At 74.1% G+C, this 16,578-nt stretch carries 10 protein-coding genes; 6 read left to right on the top strand and 4 right to left on the bottom strand.

Annotation, left to right across the window (positions count from 1 at the left end; genetic code table 11):
- Positions 1–8: 8 nt before the first annotated feature.
- The 5 genes from ACQP60_RS16740 to ACQP60_RS16720 all read left to right on the top strand — a co-directional run bounded on the left by ACQP60_RS16740 (position 9) and on the right by ACQP60_RS16720 (position 11,797).
- Positions 9–2,009, top strand: a complete 2,001-nt coding sequence (locus ACQP60_RS16740; RefSeq protein ID WP_429734903.1) for a glycoside hydrolase family 127 protein — start codon at positions 9–11, stop codon at positions 2,007–2,009.
- 19 nt (positions 2,010–2,028) lie between these two features.
- The gene (locus ACQP60_RS16735; protein WP_429734901.1) at positions 2,029–4,098 is read left to right on the top strand and encodes a glycoside hydrolase family 31 protein; all 2,070 of its coding nucleotides are present in this window, start codon (positions 2,029–2,031) and stop codon (positions 4,096–4,098) included.
- Positions 4,099–4,264: 166 nt separating this feature from the next.
- Positions 4,265–6,937 (top strand): LamG-like jellyroll fold domain-containing protein, encoded by a 2,673-nt coding sequence (locus ACQP60_RS16730; RefSeq protein ID WP_429734899.1) that lies wholly within the window; start codon positions 4,265–4,267, stop codon positions 6,935–6,937.
- 79 nt (positions 6,938–7,016) lie between these two features.
- Positions 7,017–10,952, top strand: coding sequence for a LamG-like jellyroll fold domain-containing protein (locus tag ACQP60_RS16725; RefSeq protein WP_429734897.1), 3,936 nt, complete (start codon positions 7,017–7,019; stop codon positions 10,950–10,952).
- 74 nt (positions 10,953–11,026) lie between these two features.
- The gene (locus tag ACQP60_RS16720; protein WP_429734895.1) at positions 11,027–11,797 is read left to right on the top strand and encodes an alpha/beta fold hydrolase; all 771 of its coding nucleotides are present in this window, start codon (positions 11,027–11,029) and stop codon (positions 11,795–11,797) included.
- Between the two features lie 21 nt (positions 11,798–11,818).
- Here ACQP60_RS16720 and ACQP60_RS16715 read toward each other — a convergent pair whose 3' ends face one another.
- Positions 11,819–13,024 carry a beta-ketoacyl-[acyl-carrier-protein] synthase family protein gene (locus tag ACQP60_RS16715; protein ID WP_429734893.1) on the bottom strand — a complete coding sequence of 402 codons (1,206 nt, stop codon included), beginning with the start codon at positions 13,022–13,024 and terminating at the stop codon, positions 11,819–11,821.
- A 167-nt stretch (positions 13,025–13,191) separates the two neighbouring features.
- Here ACQP60_RS16715 and ACQP60_RS16710 point away from each other — a divergent pair, with 167 nt between their 5' ends.
- Complete coding sequence (locus ACQP60_RS16710) at positions 13,192–14,679, top strand: APC family permease (RefSeq protein ID WP_429734890.1); 1,488 nt, start codon at positions 13,192–13,194, stop codon at positions 14,677–14,679.
- Between the two features lie 68 nt (positions 14,680–14,747).
- On the opposite strand, the gene ACQP60_RS16705 is transcribed toward ACQP60_RS16710, so the two are convergent.
- The 3 genes from ACQP60_RS16705 to ACQP60_RS16695 all read right to left on the bottom strand — a co-directional run bounded on the left by ACQP60_RS16705 (position 14,748) and on the right by ACQP60_RS16695 (position 16,556).
- Positions 14,748–15,272: an O-acetyl-ADP-ribose deacetylase gene (locus ACQP60_RS16705; protein ID WP_429734888.1), complete on the bottom strand. Its 525-nt coding sequence runs from the start codon at positions 15,270–15,272 to the stop codon at positions 14,748–14,750.
- Positions 15,273–15,298: 26 nt separating this feature from the next.
- Entirely contained in the window at positions 15,299–15,547 is a 249-nt protein-coding gene (locus ACQP60_RS16700; protein ID WP_429734886.1) for a PspC domain-containing protein, read from the bottom strand.
- An 88-nt stretch (positions 15,548–15,635) separates the two neighbouring features.
- Positions 15,636–16,556, bottom strand: a complete 921-nt coding sequence (locus ACQP60_RS16695; protein ID WP_429734884.1) for an aminoglycoside phosphotransferase family protein — start codon at positions 16,554–16,556, stop codon at positions 15,636–15,638.
- Positions 16,557–16,578 lie beyond the last annotated feature (22 nt).

Raw genomic sequence — 16,578 nt, 5'->3', positions numbered from 1 at the left:
GAAGCCAGATGACCTCCACCCCTCTGACCGTCGACCCCGCCGCGCGCCCGGTCGACGCGCCCGGACCGCGCCGCGGCCTCGGCGTCGGCGAGCTCCGGCTCGACGGCGGCTTCTGGGGACGCCTCCAGGAGACCAACGCGCGCGCCACCTTCCAGCACTGCCTGGACTGGATGGAGCGGCTGGGCTGGCTCGCCAACTTTGACCGGGTCGCCGACGGCACCACCGGTCCCGACCGCCCCGGCTGGCAGTTCTCCGACTCGGAGGTCTACAAGCTGCTCGAGGCCCTCGCCTGGGAGCACGGCCGCACCGGCGACCCCTCCGTGGACGCGACGTTTCGCAAGCTCGTCGACCGGGTCGCGGCCGCGCAGGACGACGACGGCTACCTCAACACCTGCTTCGGGCACCCCGGGCGGCCGGCGCGGTACACCGACCTGTCGTCCGGTCACGAGCTGTACTGCACCGGCCACCTGCTCCAGGCGGCCGTCGCGCGGGTCCGCACCGTGGGGCCGGACGACCGCCTCGTCGAGGTCGCGCGCCGCGCGGCGGACCACGTGTGCCGGGAGTTCGGTGGCGGCGGGAGCGACGGGATCTGCGGACACCCGGAGATCGAGGTGGGCCTGGCGGAGCTGGGCCGCGCCCTGGCCGAGCCGCGGTACACGGAGCAGGCGCGCCTGTTCGTCGAGCGGCGCGGGCACGGGACGCTCGCCCCCGTCGCGCTGCTCGGCCCGGCGTACTTCCAGGACGACGTGCCGGTGCGCGAGGCCGACGTCTGGCGCGGGCACGCCGTGCGAGCCCTGTACCTCGCGGCCGGCGCCGTGGACGTCGCGGTCGACACGCACGACGACGACCTGCGTGCCGCCGTCGAGCGCCAGTGGGCGCGCTCGGTGGAGCGCCGCACCTACCTCACCGGCGGCATGGGCTCGCGGCACCAGGACGAGGGGTTCGGCGACGACTGGGAGCTGCCGCCGGACCGCGCGTACTGCGAGACGTGCGCGGGCGTCGCGTCGGTCATGGTGTCGTGGCGGCTGCTGCTCGCCACCGGCGACGTGCGGTACGCGGACCTCGTCGAGCGCACGCTCTACAACGTCGTCGCCACGTCCCCGCGCGCCGACGGCCGCGCCTTCTTCTACGCGAACCCGCTGCAGCAGCGCGAGCCGGGCGCGGACGTGCTGCCCGACGCCGTGAACCCGCGCGCCGAGGGCGGCGTCCGCGCGCCGTGGTTCGACGTCTCCTGCTGCCCCACCAACGTGGCGCGCACCCTCGCGTCCTGGCAGGCGTACGCCGCGTTCGTCGACGACGGCGCCGTCGTGACCCTCGCCCAGTACGCGGCGGGCGACCTGCGGGTCGAGGTCGCGGGCGGCGAGCTCGTGCTGCGCGTCGACACGGCCTACCCGCACGACGGCGAGGTGCGGGTCGAGGTGCGATCGGCGCCGCACGGTCCGGAGCCCGTCGGGGGGTCGCGCGCGGTCACGCTGCGCCTGCGCGTGCCGCACTGGGCGTCGCAGGAGGGCGGCGCGGGCGCGACGGTCACCGGACCGGACGGCGTGGTGCGCCCCGCCGCGCCCGGCTGGGTCGACGTCGCGGTGCGCGAGGGCGACGTCGTGGTGCTGGGCCTGCCCGTCGCGCCGCGCTTCTCGTGGCCCGACCCGCGGATCGACGCCGCCCGCGGCACCGTCGCCGTCGAGCGCGGACCGCTGGTGCTCGCGCTGGAGTCCGTCGACCTGCCGGACGGCGTCGCGCTGGAGCAGGTGCGGGTCGACCCGGCCGTCCCGGCACGCGTCCCGGACGACGTCGAGCACCGGGACGGCGCCGTCGTGACGGCGCGCGTCGAGCCCCTGCCGGAGGTCGCGCCGGGGAGGCCCCCGTTCGGGCCGGACGGGGCGCCGCCGGAGTCTGAGGGTCCGCCCGAGCCCGCGGGGTCCGCACCGGTCGACCTCCCGCTGATCCCCTACCACCGCTGGGCCGAGCGCGGTCCGTCCACCATGCGCGTCTTCGTCCCGACCGTCTGAACCTGCCAAGGAGATCCCGGTGAACCAGCCGAGCAGCGACATCCGCGCCGACGGCGCCCGCCTGACCTGGCGCGGCGGCGGCGAGACGCTCGTCGTCGAGCCGTGGGGCCGCGACAGCGTGCGCGTGCGCGCCACGGTGATGGGCGACGTCGACGACGCGGACTGGGCGCTCCTGCCGCCCGACCCGGCCGCGCACGCCGGCGCGAGCGTCGAGGTCCGGGACGACGGTGCCACGCTGCGGCACGGGGCGATCCGCGTCGAGCTCACGACGTCCCGGTGGTTCCACGAGCCGGTCGGGTACGAGGTGTCCCGCTGCGAGCTGGCGTTCCACGACGCCGACGGGCGGCTGCTGTTCCGCGAGCTGGGCCGTGGAGGGTCGCTCGACCTCCGGGCGCGGCACTTCCGGCCCCGGCCGGGCGACGACGGCCACGTGCTCACGGCGTCGTTCGAGGCGGACCCGGGCGAGCGCCTCGCCGGGATGGGGCAGTACCAGCAGCACGTGCTGGACCTCAAGGGCTCCACGTTCGAGCTCGCGCACCGCAACTCGCAGGCCAGCGTGCCGTTCGTCGTGTCGAGCGCGGGCTACGGCTTCCTCTGGCACGACCCGTCGATCGGGCGCGCCACGTTCGCCCGCAACCGGACGGAGTGGCACGCGGAGTCCACGCGCCAGCTCGACTACTGGGTCACCGCCGGGGCGACGCCGTCCGCCATCGCCCGCAACTACGCCGACGCCACCGGGCACGCCCCGATGATGCCGGAGCGCGGTCTCGGCTTCTGGCAGTGCAAGCTGCGGTACTGGAACCAGGAGCAGCTCTTGGAGGTGGCGCGCGAGCACCGGCGTCGGGGCCTGCCGCTCGACGTCATCGTGGCGGACTTCTTCCACTGGCCGCACATGGGCGACTACCGGTTCGAGGACGAGTTCTGGCCCGACCCGGCGGCGATGGTGGACGAGCTGCGCGAGCTCGGCGTCGAGCTCATGGTGTCGGTCTGGCCGCAGGTCTCCCTGGAGTCGGAGAACTTCGCCCACCTGCGCCGGAACAACCTCCTGGTCCGGTCGGACCGGGGCGTCGACGTCCAGATGTCGTTCGAGGGCCCGAGCGTCTTCCTCGACGTCACCCACCCCGAGGCGCGGACCTGGCTCGCCGAGACGCTCGCGCGGAACTACGGCGCGCACGGCGTGCGCACGTACTGGCTGGACGAGGCCGAGCCCGAGTTCGGCGTCTACGACCACGACGCCTACCGCACCCACCTCGGCCCGTACGCGCGGGTGGGCAACGTGTACCCGCAGGCGTTCGCCCGGGCGGTGTTCGAGGGGCAGACGGCGGCCGGCGAGCAGGAGGTCGTGAACCTCGTGCGCTGCGCCTGGGCGGGCAGCCAGCGGTACGGCGCGCTCGTCTGGTCGGGGGACATCTCCTCCACGTGGGAGGACCTCGCGCGGCAGATCACGGCCGGCATCCACATGGGCGTGGCGGGGATCCCCTGGTTCACCACGGACATCGGCGGCTTCCACGCCGGCGACGGCGCGGACCCGGCGTTCCACGAGCTGCTGGTGCGCTGGTTCCAGGTGGGCGCGTTCAGCCCGGTGATGCGGCTGCACGGCGACCGGCTGCCGTACGAGGAGGTCACGGCCGCCGACGGCTCCCGGCGCCTGCGCTCCGGCGGGCCCAACGAGCTGTGGTCCTTCGGCGACGACGTGTACCGGGTGCTCGAGCGGTACGTGCACCTGCGCGAGGCCCTCCGTCCCTACCTCCGGGAGGTGATGCGCGCCGCGCACACCGACGGCCAGCCCGTGATGCGCGGGCTGTTCCACGACTTCCCCGACGACCCGCGAGCGTGGGACGTCGACGACCAGTACCTGCTGGGGCCCGACGTCCTCGTCGCCCCGGTCATCGCCGCGGGCGCGCGCGAGCGCGACGTCTACCTGCCCGCGGGCGCCCGGTGGACCGACGCCGCCACCGGCGAGGTGCACGACGGCGGCCGGACCGTCCGCGCGGACGCCCCGCTCGACGTCGTGCCCGTGTACCTGCGCGACGGTGCGCTGCCCGAGGTCGTCGGACGGACGACCGGCGACGTCACCTGGAGGGGGTGAGCACAGCACGACGTCCTGGTCCCGCCGGGGCGAGACCCACCAAGAAAGGCACCACCACGTCCGCGGTGGGCACGTCGTCGTGCCCGCCGCCCGCACGAGGAGAAGGAAGATGCGTCTTGGCAGGAAGAGAACGACCCCGACGACGGCCCGGCGCCGGGTCGTCGCGATGACCGCGGCGACCGCCGTCGCCGCGCTCGGGCTCGGCGGCGCTGCGGCCGCCACCACCGCGACGGCCGCCGCGCCGTCGGGGCCCGGCCCCGACTCCACGCTGGTGGTCGAGGCCGACCAGCCGTTCCGCGAGGTCTCGCACGTCGCCACGGGGTCGTTGTACGGGATCGCCGACGAGGGCGTGCCGTCCGACGACCTCATCGCGCCGATCAAGCCGAACACGTTCGTGCAGATGCCGCCGGGCGGCCGCCAGCAGCCGACGGGCGACACCCTCGACGTGTGGCGGACGGCGGCGCGGCACGACGCGGGGATCGTCGTGCGGATCGTCGACTACTACCCGGGGTGGCCGTACCAGTTCAGCTGGGAGAACACCGCCGACCGGAAGGCCTGGGAGGACGTCATCCGGGACGTCGTGGCCGACGTCAAGGCGTCGGGGGCGACCAACGTCGTCGCCTACGCCCCGTGGAACGAGTCGGACAACACCTGGCTCGAGGAGAACGGCACCTTCGAGGAGCTGTGGGAGTTCAGCTACCGCGTGCTGCGCGAGGAGCTGGGCCCCGACGTCCCCATCCAGGGGCCGAGCTTCTCGGACAACATCTCCGACATGCGGCAGTTCCTCGAGTTCGCCAAGGAGACGAACACCGTCCCCGACGTGCTGGAGTGGCACGAGCTGATCCGCTCCTCCAAGATCCAGGGCGACGTCGAGTCGGTGCGCGCCATGCTCGACGAGCTGGGCCTGCCCGACCTGCCCATCGACATCGCCGAGTACGCGGCCCCGTCCCAGGTGGGCCTGCCCGGCCCGCTCGTCGGGTACGTCTCCAAGTTCGAGCGCTTCGGCATCGACCGTGCCGAGCTCGCGTTCTGGAACCAGTCCGGCACCCTCGGCGACCTGCTGGTGAGCCGGGGCGGCGCCCCGAACGGCGCGTACTGGCTGTACACCTGGTACGCCGCCATGTCCGGGCAGATGGTCACCACCACGCCGCCGTCGAACGAGAGCCCGCTGGACGGGGCGGCGTCGGTGAACGACGCGAAGGACGAGGTGCGCGTCATCGCGGGCGGCAACAGCGGCCCGACGTCGATCGTCGTGAACGGGCTCGACGAGCTCGCGCTCGGCGACGAGGTGAACGTGCGGCTCGAGACCACGCCGTCCTACGGCCGCACCACGCCCACCGCGGCGCCGATCACGATCTCCGACACCACGTACACCGTGGGCGACGACGGGTCGATCACCGTGCCCGTCGTGATGAACCCGGCGTACGGGTACCACGTCGTCGTGTCGGCGGCGGGCGAGGAGTCGAGCCTGGCCGGCACGTACACGCTCGACAACGTGCACTCCGGCCTCCCGCTCGGGACGTCGGACGGTGCGGCCGTGCAGGCCGCGGCGGGCGAGGGGCGCACCTGGGAGGTGCGCGACGCCGGCTCCGGCCTGTCCACCGTGACGGACCTCGCGAGCGGGCTGGTGCTCGCCGCGCCGGAGGGCACGGACGGCAACGGCGCGCCCGTGGTCGTCGAGGAGGCGGACGGGAGCGACGGGCAGCTCTGGCAGCTCGTGCCGGACGGCGAGGGGCACGTGCGGCTCGCCAACTACGGGACCGGGCTGACCCTGGGTGTGGACGGGATGAGCACCGACGCCGGAGCCGCCGCCGTCCAGTGGACCGACGGCTCCCCGTCGGCGAGCTGCAGCCCCGACGGGCCGCGGGCGCCCGGGAAGGTCGGGACGGCGCTCGACATGTGCGGCACGTCCTCGTACGTCACCCTGCCGGACGGCGTCGTCGACGGGCTCGACGGCGACTGGTCGTTCACCGCATGGGTGAAGCCGGCCGCGCTGCCCACGTGGGCCCGCGTGTTCGACATCGGGTCCGGCTCGGGCTCGAGCATGTTCCTCACGCTCAACGCCGGCAGCGGGCCGCGGTTCGCCATCACGACCAGCGGCGCCGGGGGCGAGCAGCGCCTCGACCACCCCGGGCAGAACCTTCCGCTCGACACGTGGTCGCAGGTGACGGTCACGGTGTCCGGCACCACCGGCACGCTGTACGTGAACGGCAAGGCGGTCGCCACCAACGACGGGATCACGATCTCGCCGTCCGACCTGGGCGCCTCGAACGGCCGCAACTGGATCGGGAAGTCGCAGTACGGCTCCGACCCGGCCTTCGACGGCGCGCTGGACGACGTCGCGATCCACTCCCGCGCGCTGTCCGCCGCCGAGGTGGCCGACCTCGCCGCCGGGCAGCCGTCGGCCGGGGACGTGGCGCACTACGCCTTCGACGAGCCCGACGGCGGCACCGCCGTGGTCGACTCCTCCGGCAGCGGCCGGGACGCCGCGCTCACCGTCGGGAAGGGGGCCGGCGACACCACGACCGCGACCGACGAGGAGACCGCCGACCGGTTCTGGGCCCTGACCCCGGCCAGCCCGCTGGGCGTCGAGGTCGCGACCGAGTGCCGCGGGGCGCAGGCGTTCGTCGTCGTCGAGGCGACCGACCTCGCCAGCACGCGCACCGACGTCACCGTGGCCGCCCTCGGCGAGTCGCGGGCGCGCGACGTGCTGAAGCCGGGCGCGACCTGGCGGCTGCCGTTCGCCGCGGACGCCCGCGCCGTCGACGCCGGCGAGGTGACCGTCACCGCCGGCGGCGTCTCCACGACGCACCCGTACGACGCCGCCAGCTGCGGCTGACACGCGGCCGAGGCGGAGCGGTCGCTCGCTCCGCCTCGGCCGGCACCCTTCGACATCCCCTCACGGAAGGCACTCGACGATGAGTACGACACCTTCACCACGCACGCAGAGAAAGGCCCGGCGCCGCACGGCCGCCGCGCTCTCGACGGCCCTGGCGCTCGCGGGCACCTCGCTGGCCGTGGGCGTCCCGGCGGCGGCCGCGGAGCCGCCCGCCCCCGACCTGCACTGGACGATGGACGACATCGACGGTTCCACCGTCCCCGACTCGTCGGGGAACGGGCTCGACGGCACGATCCGCGGCGCCACGACCGTGGTCGACGCCGAGGGCGGCACGCAGGCGCTCGAGCTGCCCGGCGGCGCCGGCGGCGGCTACGTGACGATCCCGCGCGGCGCGCTGGACGGGGCCACCGACCTCACCGTGTCCGCGCGCGTGCGCTGGGACGGCGAGGGCGGGGCCTGGCAGCGGGTCTACGACCTCGGCACCGACACCACCCGCTACCTGTTCACCACGCCGTCCAACGGCGACGGGAACCTCCGCACCGCCGTCACGACGGGCGGCGGGGGCGGCGAGGCGACGGTGACCGGCCACGGTCCGCTGCAGGCCGGGGACTGGGTCACCCTCACCACCGCGCTCGACACGTCGGCGGGGCGGGTGACGACGTACCTGGACGGCGTCGCCGTCGCGTCGGCACCCACCTCGATCAGCGCCGGCCAGCTCCTGGCCGACGGCGCGACGTCGGCCGGGTTCCTCGGGAAGTCGTTCTACCCGGACCCGCTGTTCGACGGCGCCGTCGACGACTTCCGCATCTACCGCACCGCGCTCGCTGCGGACCAGGTGGCCGAGCTCGTGGGAGAGTCCCCGACCATGACCGCCCTCAGCACCGACTCGTTCGAGGTCCGCACGACGGTGCAGGCCGCGCCCGACCTGCCCGCCGCCGTCCGCGCGTCCTTCTCGGACGGCTACGACCGCGACGTGCCGATCGTCTGGGACGACGTCGACCCGGCGCAGTACGCCCGGCCCGGAGAGTTCACGGTGTCGGGGAAGGCGGTGCCGGGCGACGCCGACGGCGTCGCCGTGACCGCCACCGTGACGGTGCACCGCGGTGAGCTGACCGTCGACCTGGGCACGGACACCGGCGACTTCCACGGTGGCGCGTCCGGCACCCTGTACGGCCTGTACGGCGAGGGGCTGCCCAGCGACAACCTCATCGAGGGCATGGGCCTGCGCACCGTGTCCACCAAGGCCCAGGACGGGCCCCAGCACCCGGGCGCCGACGCGCTGGAGGTGGTGCGGCCGCTCGCGGACGCGACCGACGGCGACGTGTACGTGTACATGACGGACATCCACCGCGGGTTCCCGTACCAGTGGCCGGGGGACACCCCGGAGGAGAAGCTCGACACCTTCGTCGACAAGATCGCCACCCAGGTGGACCAGGTGCTCCAGCTCCCCCAGGAGTACCAGGACAACGTGGTCTTCGTGCCGTTCAACGAGCCCGAGGGCAACATGTTCGGCACCGGCGAGTGGAGCTACGACGGCACGTCGTGGCTCGACGACCCCACGGACTACCTCGCCGCCTGGGACCGCGTGCACGCCGTCATCAGGGACCGCATGCCCGACGCGCGGATCGCCGGGCCCAACACCAGCGTGCTGTACAGCCAGGTGAAGGGCTTCCTCGAGCACACCGTCGAGGCGGGCACCGTGCCCGACGTGATCACCTGGCACGAGCTGTCCCACCCCGAGAAGATCCGCACCTCGGTCGCGACGTACCGCGAGTGGGAGGCGGACGTGTTCGCCGGGACGGACCTCGAGGGCACCGAGCTGCCGATCAACATCAACGAGTACGCGTTCAACTACCACACCTCGGTGCCCGGTCAGATGATCCAGTGGATCTCGGCGATCGAGGACTCGAAGGTCGACGCCGACATCGCGTACTGGAACATCGACGGCAACCTGTCCGACTCCGCGGTGCAGTCCGACCGTGGCAACGGGCAGTGGTGGCTGTTCAACGCGTACTCGCGGATGAGCGGGCACACCGTCGAGGTCACGCCGCCGTTCCCGGGCCAGAACTACACCCTGCAGGGCGTGTCGAGCCTCGACGAGGAGCGGAAGGTCTCGCGCACCATCGTCGGCGGGGCCGACGGCGCCGCGCCGGTGGACCTGGTGAACGTGCCCGCCGCCGTGTTCGGCGACGAGGTCCGGGTGACCGTCCGCGAGATCCCGTGGACCGGCCAGCTCGGCGACTCCGCCCAGCCGCGGCACCTCGCGGAGACCACCGCGTCCGTCGTCGACGGGAAGGTGTCGGTCGAGTTCGACGGCGAGACGCTGCCGCTGCTGCGGGAGTCCTCCGCGTACGAGATCGTCGTGACGCCGGCCGGCGTCGGGACGTCCACGAGCGCCGCGCCCACGCTGTGGGACGGCAGCTACGAGGCCGAGGACGCCACCTACACGGGCTCCGGCTACTCGAAGAACGGCCCCGAGGGCTCGCCCGCGGACGTCGGCAAGTTCTACACCTCCGGCGGCTACGACGTCGGCGGCCTGCGCACCGGCTCCGACGGGGTGCTGGACTTCGAGGTGACCGTGCCGCAGGACGGCACCTACGACCTGTCCGTCTTCGCCAACAGCCTGAACACGTTCGACAAGGTGGCCGAGCAGGGCCCGACGAACGTCTTCGTGCGGGTCGACGGCGCGGCCGAGCAGGAGCTGTTCCTGCCGCTCGGCTACAAGTGGGTGGTCTGGGACCACGCCGACACGACCGTCGAGCTCACCGCCGGCACCCACACGATCTCCCTCGCCGCGCAGGGGCTCGACGGCGGCGCGACGCAGGGCGACGCCATCGTCGACCGCCTCACCCTGTCCCTGCCGAACCCGGACGCCGCCACGTCGGTGTACGAGGCGGAGCACGCGACGCTCGACGGCGGCCGGACGGTGTTCGCCGCGGACGACCTGCCCGACGGCGTCGCGTTCGGCGACGTCTCCGGCGCGGGAGCCGTGGCTCTCGCCGAGGGCGAGAGCGCGACGTTCTGGGTCTACGGGGCGACCGACGCCGAGGCGACCCTCGGCGCCGACCTGCTCGGCGCCGGCTCCGGCACGCTCGCGGTCAACGGCCGTGACGTGCTCGAGCTCGGGGACGCGCAGCAGGTCGCCGCGCACCTGCGGGGCGGCGTCAACAAGGTCGTCGTGACCGGCGGCGCGGACGGACTGGTCCTCGACCGGCTGACCGTCGCGGCCGGGACCGGCGCGCTCGCGGCCACCGCGTACCAGGCGGAGGACGCCGAGCTCGCCGGCTCGGCGGCCGTCACCGACCTCTCCCTCGCCGAGGGCGGCAAGGCCGTGACGGACGTGGGCGGGGAGCCCGGCAACGGGAACACGCTGACGTTCCGGGTCGACGCCGCCGAGGCGGGCCCGCACGCCGTGGTGCTCCGGTACTCGAACCCGGAGCAGTCGCCCGCCTCGCACTACAACCCCGACCCGCTCGCCCGCCGGGCGGACGTGTCGGTCAACGGCGGCACCGGCGTGCCCGTCCTGTTCCCGCACACGTTCCACGCGAACAACTTCTGGGAGAAGACGGTGGTGCTCGACCTCGACGAGGGCGAGAACACGATCGCCCTCTCGTCGCACGAGGCGCCGAACTTCGACGGCGAGACGTACGCGTCCGACGTGTGGCCGGACTTCCCGATGCGCTCGGCGTGGGCGCCGCTCGTCGACCGGATCACCGTCTCGCCGCTCAGCGCCGCGCTCTCGTCGGCGACGAGCCCGGTCTCCGTCGAGGTGGCGACCGGGTGCCGCGGGGCCAAGCCGTTCGTCGAGGTCACCGTGACCAACGACTCCGACGAGCGCACCGACGTCACCGTAACCGCCCTGGGGGAGTCGCGGGTGCGTGACGTGCTGAAGCCGGGTGCAACCTGGCGGCTGCCGTTCGCCGCGGACGGCCGGACCCTCGAGGCGGGGGAGGCGACCGTCACCGCCGGCGGCGTCCCGTCGACGCACGCGTACGACGCGGAGTCGTGCCGCTGACGGTCTGACCGGCCGACCTGGTGACCGCGGGAGCCTGGCGCCACCCGACCCGGGGTGGCGCTAGGCTCCCGGCCGTGACCTCAGCGCTGACGATCCACACCGCGGGCGACGCGGACTCTCCCACCGTCGTGGTGCTCCACGGCCTGTCCGACGCGGGCGACAACTTCCCCGACCTGGTCGAGCGCTGGCAGCAGGACTGGCGCATCGTCGCGCCGAGCATGCGCGGCCACGGCACGTCGCCGCGGTTCCGGGACGACGAGCTGGACGCCACGGCCGACCTGATGCTCGCGGACGTGCTCGCCGTCCTCGACGAGCAGCCGGAGCCCGTCGTGCTGCTGGGGCACTCGATGGGCGGCGCGCTCGCGCTGCGCGCCGCCGTCGCCCGCCCGGGGGCGGTGCGGGCGCTGGTGCTGGAGGACCCGCCGCGGGCGGACGGCGGCCCCAGCCCGGCCGAGCACGCCACCGGGTTCCTCACGTTCGTCGACGGCGTGAGCGCGCGCATCGCCCGCGGCGAGCTCGAGGAGCTCGTCACGGAGAGCACGTGGAGCCGGCCCGAGGCCGAGGCGTGGGCGCGGTGCAAGCCGCAGGTGCAGCGCGACTACCTGCGCGACGGGCTGCACCTCGGCCCCGACAGCTGGGCCGACCTCGTGGCCCGGCTGACGGTGCCGACGCTGCTGGTGCTGCCCGACCGGGACAGCGTCGGCCCGTCCCCCGCCGAGCCCGGGCCGGAGAACCCGCTGCTGCGCACCGTCGTCGTCTCCGACGCCGGCCACTGCGTGCGCCGCGACCAGCCCGAGGCCTACTTCGCGGCGGTCGAGGACTTCCTCGCCTCCGTGCTCTCCTGACCTGCCCGCCGGAGATCTCCGTCAGTCCCGCGACAGCACCAGCGCGGCGCTGTGCCCCCCGAAGCCGAATGCGTCGACGAGCGCGTGCCGCGCCGTCGTCGGGCGGGGCGCGGTGACGACGTCGAGGTCGACGTCCGGGTCGAGCGCGTCGAGGTTGAGCGTGGGCGGCACGACGCCGTCACGGAGGGCCAGCAGCGCGACCAGCGCGCCGAGCGCTCCGGACGCGCCGAGCAGGTGACCGGTCGACGCCTTCGTCGCGGTCACCGGCGGCGGGCTGTCGAGGGCGGTGCGCAGCGCCCGGGCCTCGGTGACGTCGCCGGCCGGGGTGGACGTCGCGTGGGCGTGCACCATCCCGATGTCGCCGGGCTCGAGGCCGGCGTCGCGCAGCGCGAGCGTGATGGTCCGGGCCTGGTTGACCGGGTCGCCGCCGACGATGTCGTACGCGTCGGAGGTGAGGGACGTGCCGTCGACCGAGCCCAGGACCGTCGCGCCCCGGGCGCGGGCGTGCTCCTCGGACTCGAGCACGAGGAGCACGGCACCCTCGCCCATGACGAAGCCGTCGCGCCCGACGTCGAAGGGGCGCGAGGCGCGCTGCGGCTCGTCGTTGCGGGTCGACAGGGCGCGCACGCGGCCGAACCCGGTGAGGGACAGCGGCACGATGCTGGCCTCCGCCCCGCCGCACACGACGACGTCGGCCGCCCCGGAGCGGATCAGGTCGCGGCCCTGCCCGATCGCCTCCGCCCCCGCAGCGCACGCGCTCACGGGCGCGCGGGCCCCGGCCTTGGCCCCCAGGTCGAGGGACAGGTACGCCGCCGGGCCGTTCGCCATCGCCATCGTGATCGTGTACGGGGACACGCCGCGGTAGCCGGCCGACCCCAGGGTGTCCTGCATGGCGACGGTCGTGGCGATGCCGCCGTGCGCGGTGCCCACGGCCACGCCGAGCCGCGTGGGGTCCACGTCCGACAGCCCCGCCGACGCCCAGGCCTCCCGCCCGGCGACCAGCGTCAGCTGCTCGACCCGGTCGCGGGCGCGTCGTTCGGGCACGCTCAGCCCGTCCGCGAACGCGTCGTCCGCCCGCGCGGCGATACGCACGGGCAGCATGCCGGCCCAGTCCTCCGTGATCGCGCCGGCCCCGTTCACGCCCGCCCGGAGGGCCGACCACGTCTCGTCGACCGTGCCGCCGACAGGCGTGACCGCCCCTGCACCCGTGACCACCGTCCGTCGCACCCGCCTGCTCCTCGTCAGTCCGGTTGCCCCCTGCACCCGCACCGTGCGAGACCTCGTTGCGGGCCCACTCTGCCCTGCCTGCCCGCGCGCCGCCCTGCACGTCCCGCCTCGGCGCGGTTCCATGAGGTGGTGCCAACGACGGTCCACCGAGGATCCAGGAGGTCGCGATGAGCCAGACGATCGACCAGGCCGGCGGCGGGGCGGGCGGCGCCGCCCCCGAACCGGGCCTCAAGCGGGTGATGGGGCGCAAGCTCCTGCTGCTCTTCATCGTCGGGGACATCCTCGGCACGGGCGTCTACGCGCTCACGGGCCAGGTCGCGGGCGAGGTCGGGGGCGCGGCGTGGGCGCCGTTCCTCATCGCGTTCGTCGTGGCGACGATCACCGCGTTCTCGTACCTGGAGCTGGTGACGAAGTACCCGCAGGCCGCGGGCGCCGCGCTGTACACGCACAAGGCGTTCGGCATCCACTTCGTCACGTTCATCATCGCGTTCATGGTGATGTGCTCGGGCATCACGTCGGCGTCGACGGCGTCGAACGCGTTCGCGGGCTTCCTCAACGACGGCTTCGGCCTGGGTCTCGGGACCAACGGGCTGCTGTGGATCGCGCTCGGGTTCATGACGCTGGTGGCGCTGGTGAACTTCCGCGGCGTCGGTGAGAGCGTCAAGGCGAACGTGGTGCTGACGCTCGTGGAGCTGTCGGGTCTGCTGCTCGTCATCTTCGTGGGCATGTGGGGGATGACCCAGGGACGGGCCGACTTCTCCCGGGTGGTCGTGTTCGAGAGCCCGGACGACAAGGGCGTGTTCCTCGCGGTCACCGCTGCCACCACGCTCGCGTTCTTCGCGATGGTGGGCTTCGAGGACTCCGTGAACATGGCGGAGGAGTGCCAGGACCCGGTGCGGGACTTCCCGCGCACGATGCTCACCGGCCTGTCGATCACCGGCCTCATCTACGTGCTGGTCGCGATCACCGCCGTCGCCCTCGTGCCCGTCGGTGATCTCACCGACGCCGAGAAGGGTTCCGCACTGACGCAGGTCGTCGCGGCCGGTGCCCCCGGCCTGCCGTTCGACACGATCTTCCCGTTCATCGGGATGTTCGCCGTCGCGAACTCGGCGCTCATCAACATGCTCATGGCGTCTCGCCTGCTCTACGGCCTCGCCAACCAGGGCGTGCTGCCGCGCAGCTTCGGCAAGGTGCACCGCACGCGCCAGACGCCGTGGGTCTCGATCGTCGTGACCACGCTGATCTCGTTCGGCCTCATCGTCTACGTGGTCAACGCCAGCGCGACGGAGGAGGGCTCCAACGCCATCGCCCTGCTGGGCGGCACGACGTCGCTGCTGCTCCTGGTCGTGTTCGCGGTCGTGAACGTGGCCCTGCTGGTGCTGCGCAAGCAGCCCGTGAAGCACCCGCACTTCCGGACGAAGACGTGGCTCGCCGTGCTCGGGGCGCTCACGTGCGCGTACCTCGCCGGCCCGTGGGCGCGCAGCGCCGAGCAGCAGGAGCAGTACCTCATCGCGGGCGGGCTGCTGGCCGTCGGCATCGTGCTCTCGTTCATCACCTGGCTGTACAACCGCACCGTGCGGCACGAGCCCACCGAGTTCGAGCACATCGAGGACATCGACGAGGACAAGCCGCAGGCGGGCTACCCGAAGCGCTGAGCTCCAGTGGCCGTGCCAGGTCGCCACAAGGGTGTGGACAACCGCCTGTGGACAACCGTTCCCGCAGGTCAGGCCGACGCGAGGGCCTGTTCGAAGGCGGCCAGCACGGGCGCGTTGAAGAGCACGAAGCGGACCTCGTCGATCGCCGCCGGGTTGGCGTCGTCCCACGACCGCACGGCCTCGAGGGCGGCGCGCGCGACGTCGTCGGGCGACCAGCCGTACACGCCGGCGCCCACGGCGGGGAAGGCCACGGTGCGGGCGCGCAGGTCCGCCGCGACGTCCAACGACCGGCTGAAGCAGGAGGCCAACAGCGCGGGGTCGGTCTGGCCGGCGTGCCGGTTCGGGCCGACGGTGTGGATCACCCATGCGGCGGGCAGGTCGAAGCCGGGGGTCGCGACGGCGTCGCCGACGGGCAGGCCGTCGGGCAGGGTGCTGCGCCGCAGCTCGCGGCAGGCCTCCAGCAGGCGCGGGCCCGCCGCGGCGTGGATGGCGCCGTCGACCCCGCCGCCGCCCAGCAGCGACGAGTTCGCGGCGTTGACGATCGCGTCCGTGGCGACGGTCGTGAGGTCGCCACGCTCGATGATGAGCTCCACGGTTCCTCCTGGGGAGTCGTGGGAGGTCAGGCCGTGCGCAGGGCCTTGTCCTCGTCGGGCATGAGGATCCACAGCACGATGTAGGCGAGCACCTGCGGGCCGGGGATGAGGATCGACGCCACGGAGAGCACGCGGACGAGGCCGCGGCTCCAGCCGAGGTAGTCGGCGAGGCCGGCGCAGACGCCACCGAGCACGCGGCCGTGCGTGGGGCGGAACAGCTTGCGCTTTGGCGCGGGGGAGGGCTGGACGTACGGGGTCGAGGTCGGTGTGGTCATGCTTCGACGGTACGAGCGGCGTCGCGCGCTCGGTATCGGGTGGTCCCCCCGTTCGACCCTGAGGAACCCTGACGCGGAGCCGTCGCGCTCAGTCCGCGACGGCGGCCGCGACGCGCCGCTGGGAAGCGCGGGCGAAGGCGGGCCAGCGGTCCCAGTAGTACGGCAGGGCGATGACGGCCTGCACCAGCGTCCACCCGCGCCCGCGCTCCCAGGCGCCGTCGTCGAGGTCGCCGCCCGGGCCGGCGCCGGCCGCCTCGCGGAACGCGTCGCGGTCACGACCGGCGAAGAGCCACCAGGCGGGCGGGAGGTCGGCCGCCGGGTCGCCGACGCCGAGCGCGCCCCAGTCGATGACGGCGGTGAGCCGCCCGCCGTCGGCGAGCAGGTTGCCCGGCATGAGGTCGCCGTGCAGCCACGCGCCCGGCACGGGATCGGACGCCGCCTCCAGCGCGCGGTCCCACGCCTTGAGCACGGCGGGGCCGTCGACGCGGTCACCGGCCTCGGCGGTGGCGCGGCGGACGTCGTCGTCCAGGCGGGCCAGCGGGACGCCGCGGCCGGTGCCCTCCTTGAGCGGCCCGCCCGTCGGGTCGACGGCGCGCAGCGCGGCGACGAACGCGCCCAGGTCGGCGGCCGCGACGGCGGGGTCCAGGTTTGCGGCGGCCTTCGGGTCGAGCGGGTCGGCCACGGCGGCGCCGGGCACCCACGGCACCACCGACCAGTGGAACGGGTAGGCGTCGTCGGGCCGGCCGACGGCGAGGGGTGCGGGCACCGTCAGCGGCACGTGCGGGGCGAGCCGGGGTAGCCACCGCGCGTCCGCGAGCGCGTGCTCGCCGGCCCAGGCGACCTTCGGCATCCGGGCCACGAGGTCGGCACCGAGCCGGAACAGCAGGTGGTCGGTGCCCGACTCCCGCACCGGCGTCACCGGCAGTGAGCTCCACTCCGGGTGCTGCGCCGCGACCAGGCGGCGGACGTCGTCGGCGGTGACCTGGACCTCGTCGTCGTGCAGCGGCATGGCGCCGACCGTAGACGCGCGC

Source organism: Isoptericola variabilis, assembly GCF_050311655.1.
In the GTDB taxonomy this organism is placed as follows: Bacteria; Actinomycetota; Actinomycetes; order Actinomycetales; family Cellulomonadaceae; genus Isoptericola; species Isoptericola variabilis.
This window is presented reverse-complemented; position numbering and strand designations above follow the sequence as displayed.

Excerpts from the sequence above, each read along its gene's own strand:
- ACQP60_RS16710 (WP_429734890.1), top strand. The coding sequence starts at position 13,192 with ATGAGCCAGACGATCGACCAGGCCGGCGGCGGGGCGGGCGGCGCCGCC.
- ACQP60_RS16730 (WP_429734899.1), top strand. The coding sequence starts at position 4,265 with ATGACCGCGGCGACCGCCGTCGCCGCGCTCGGGCTCGGCGGCGCTGCG.
- ACQP60_RS16695 (WP_429734884.1), bottom strand. The coding sequence starts at position 16,556 with ATGCCGCTGCACGACGACGAGGTCCAGGTCACCGCCGACGACGTCCGC.
- ACQP60_RS16725 (WP_429734897.1), top strand. The coding sequence starts at position 7,017 with ATGAGTACGACACCTTCACCACGCACGCAGAGAAAGGCCCGGCGCCGC.
- ACQP60_RS16740 (WP_429734903.1), top strand. The coding sequence starts at position 9 with ATGACCTCCACCCCTCTGACCGTCGACCCCGCCGCGCGCCCGGTCGAC.
- ACQP60_RS16700 (WP_429734886.1), bottom strand. The coding sequence starts at position 15,547 with ATGACCACACCGACCTCGACCCCGTACGTCCAGCCCTCCCCCGCGCCA.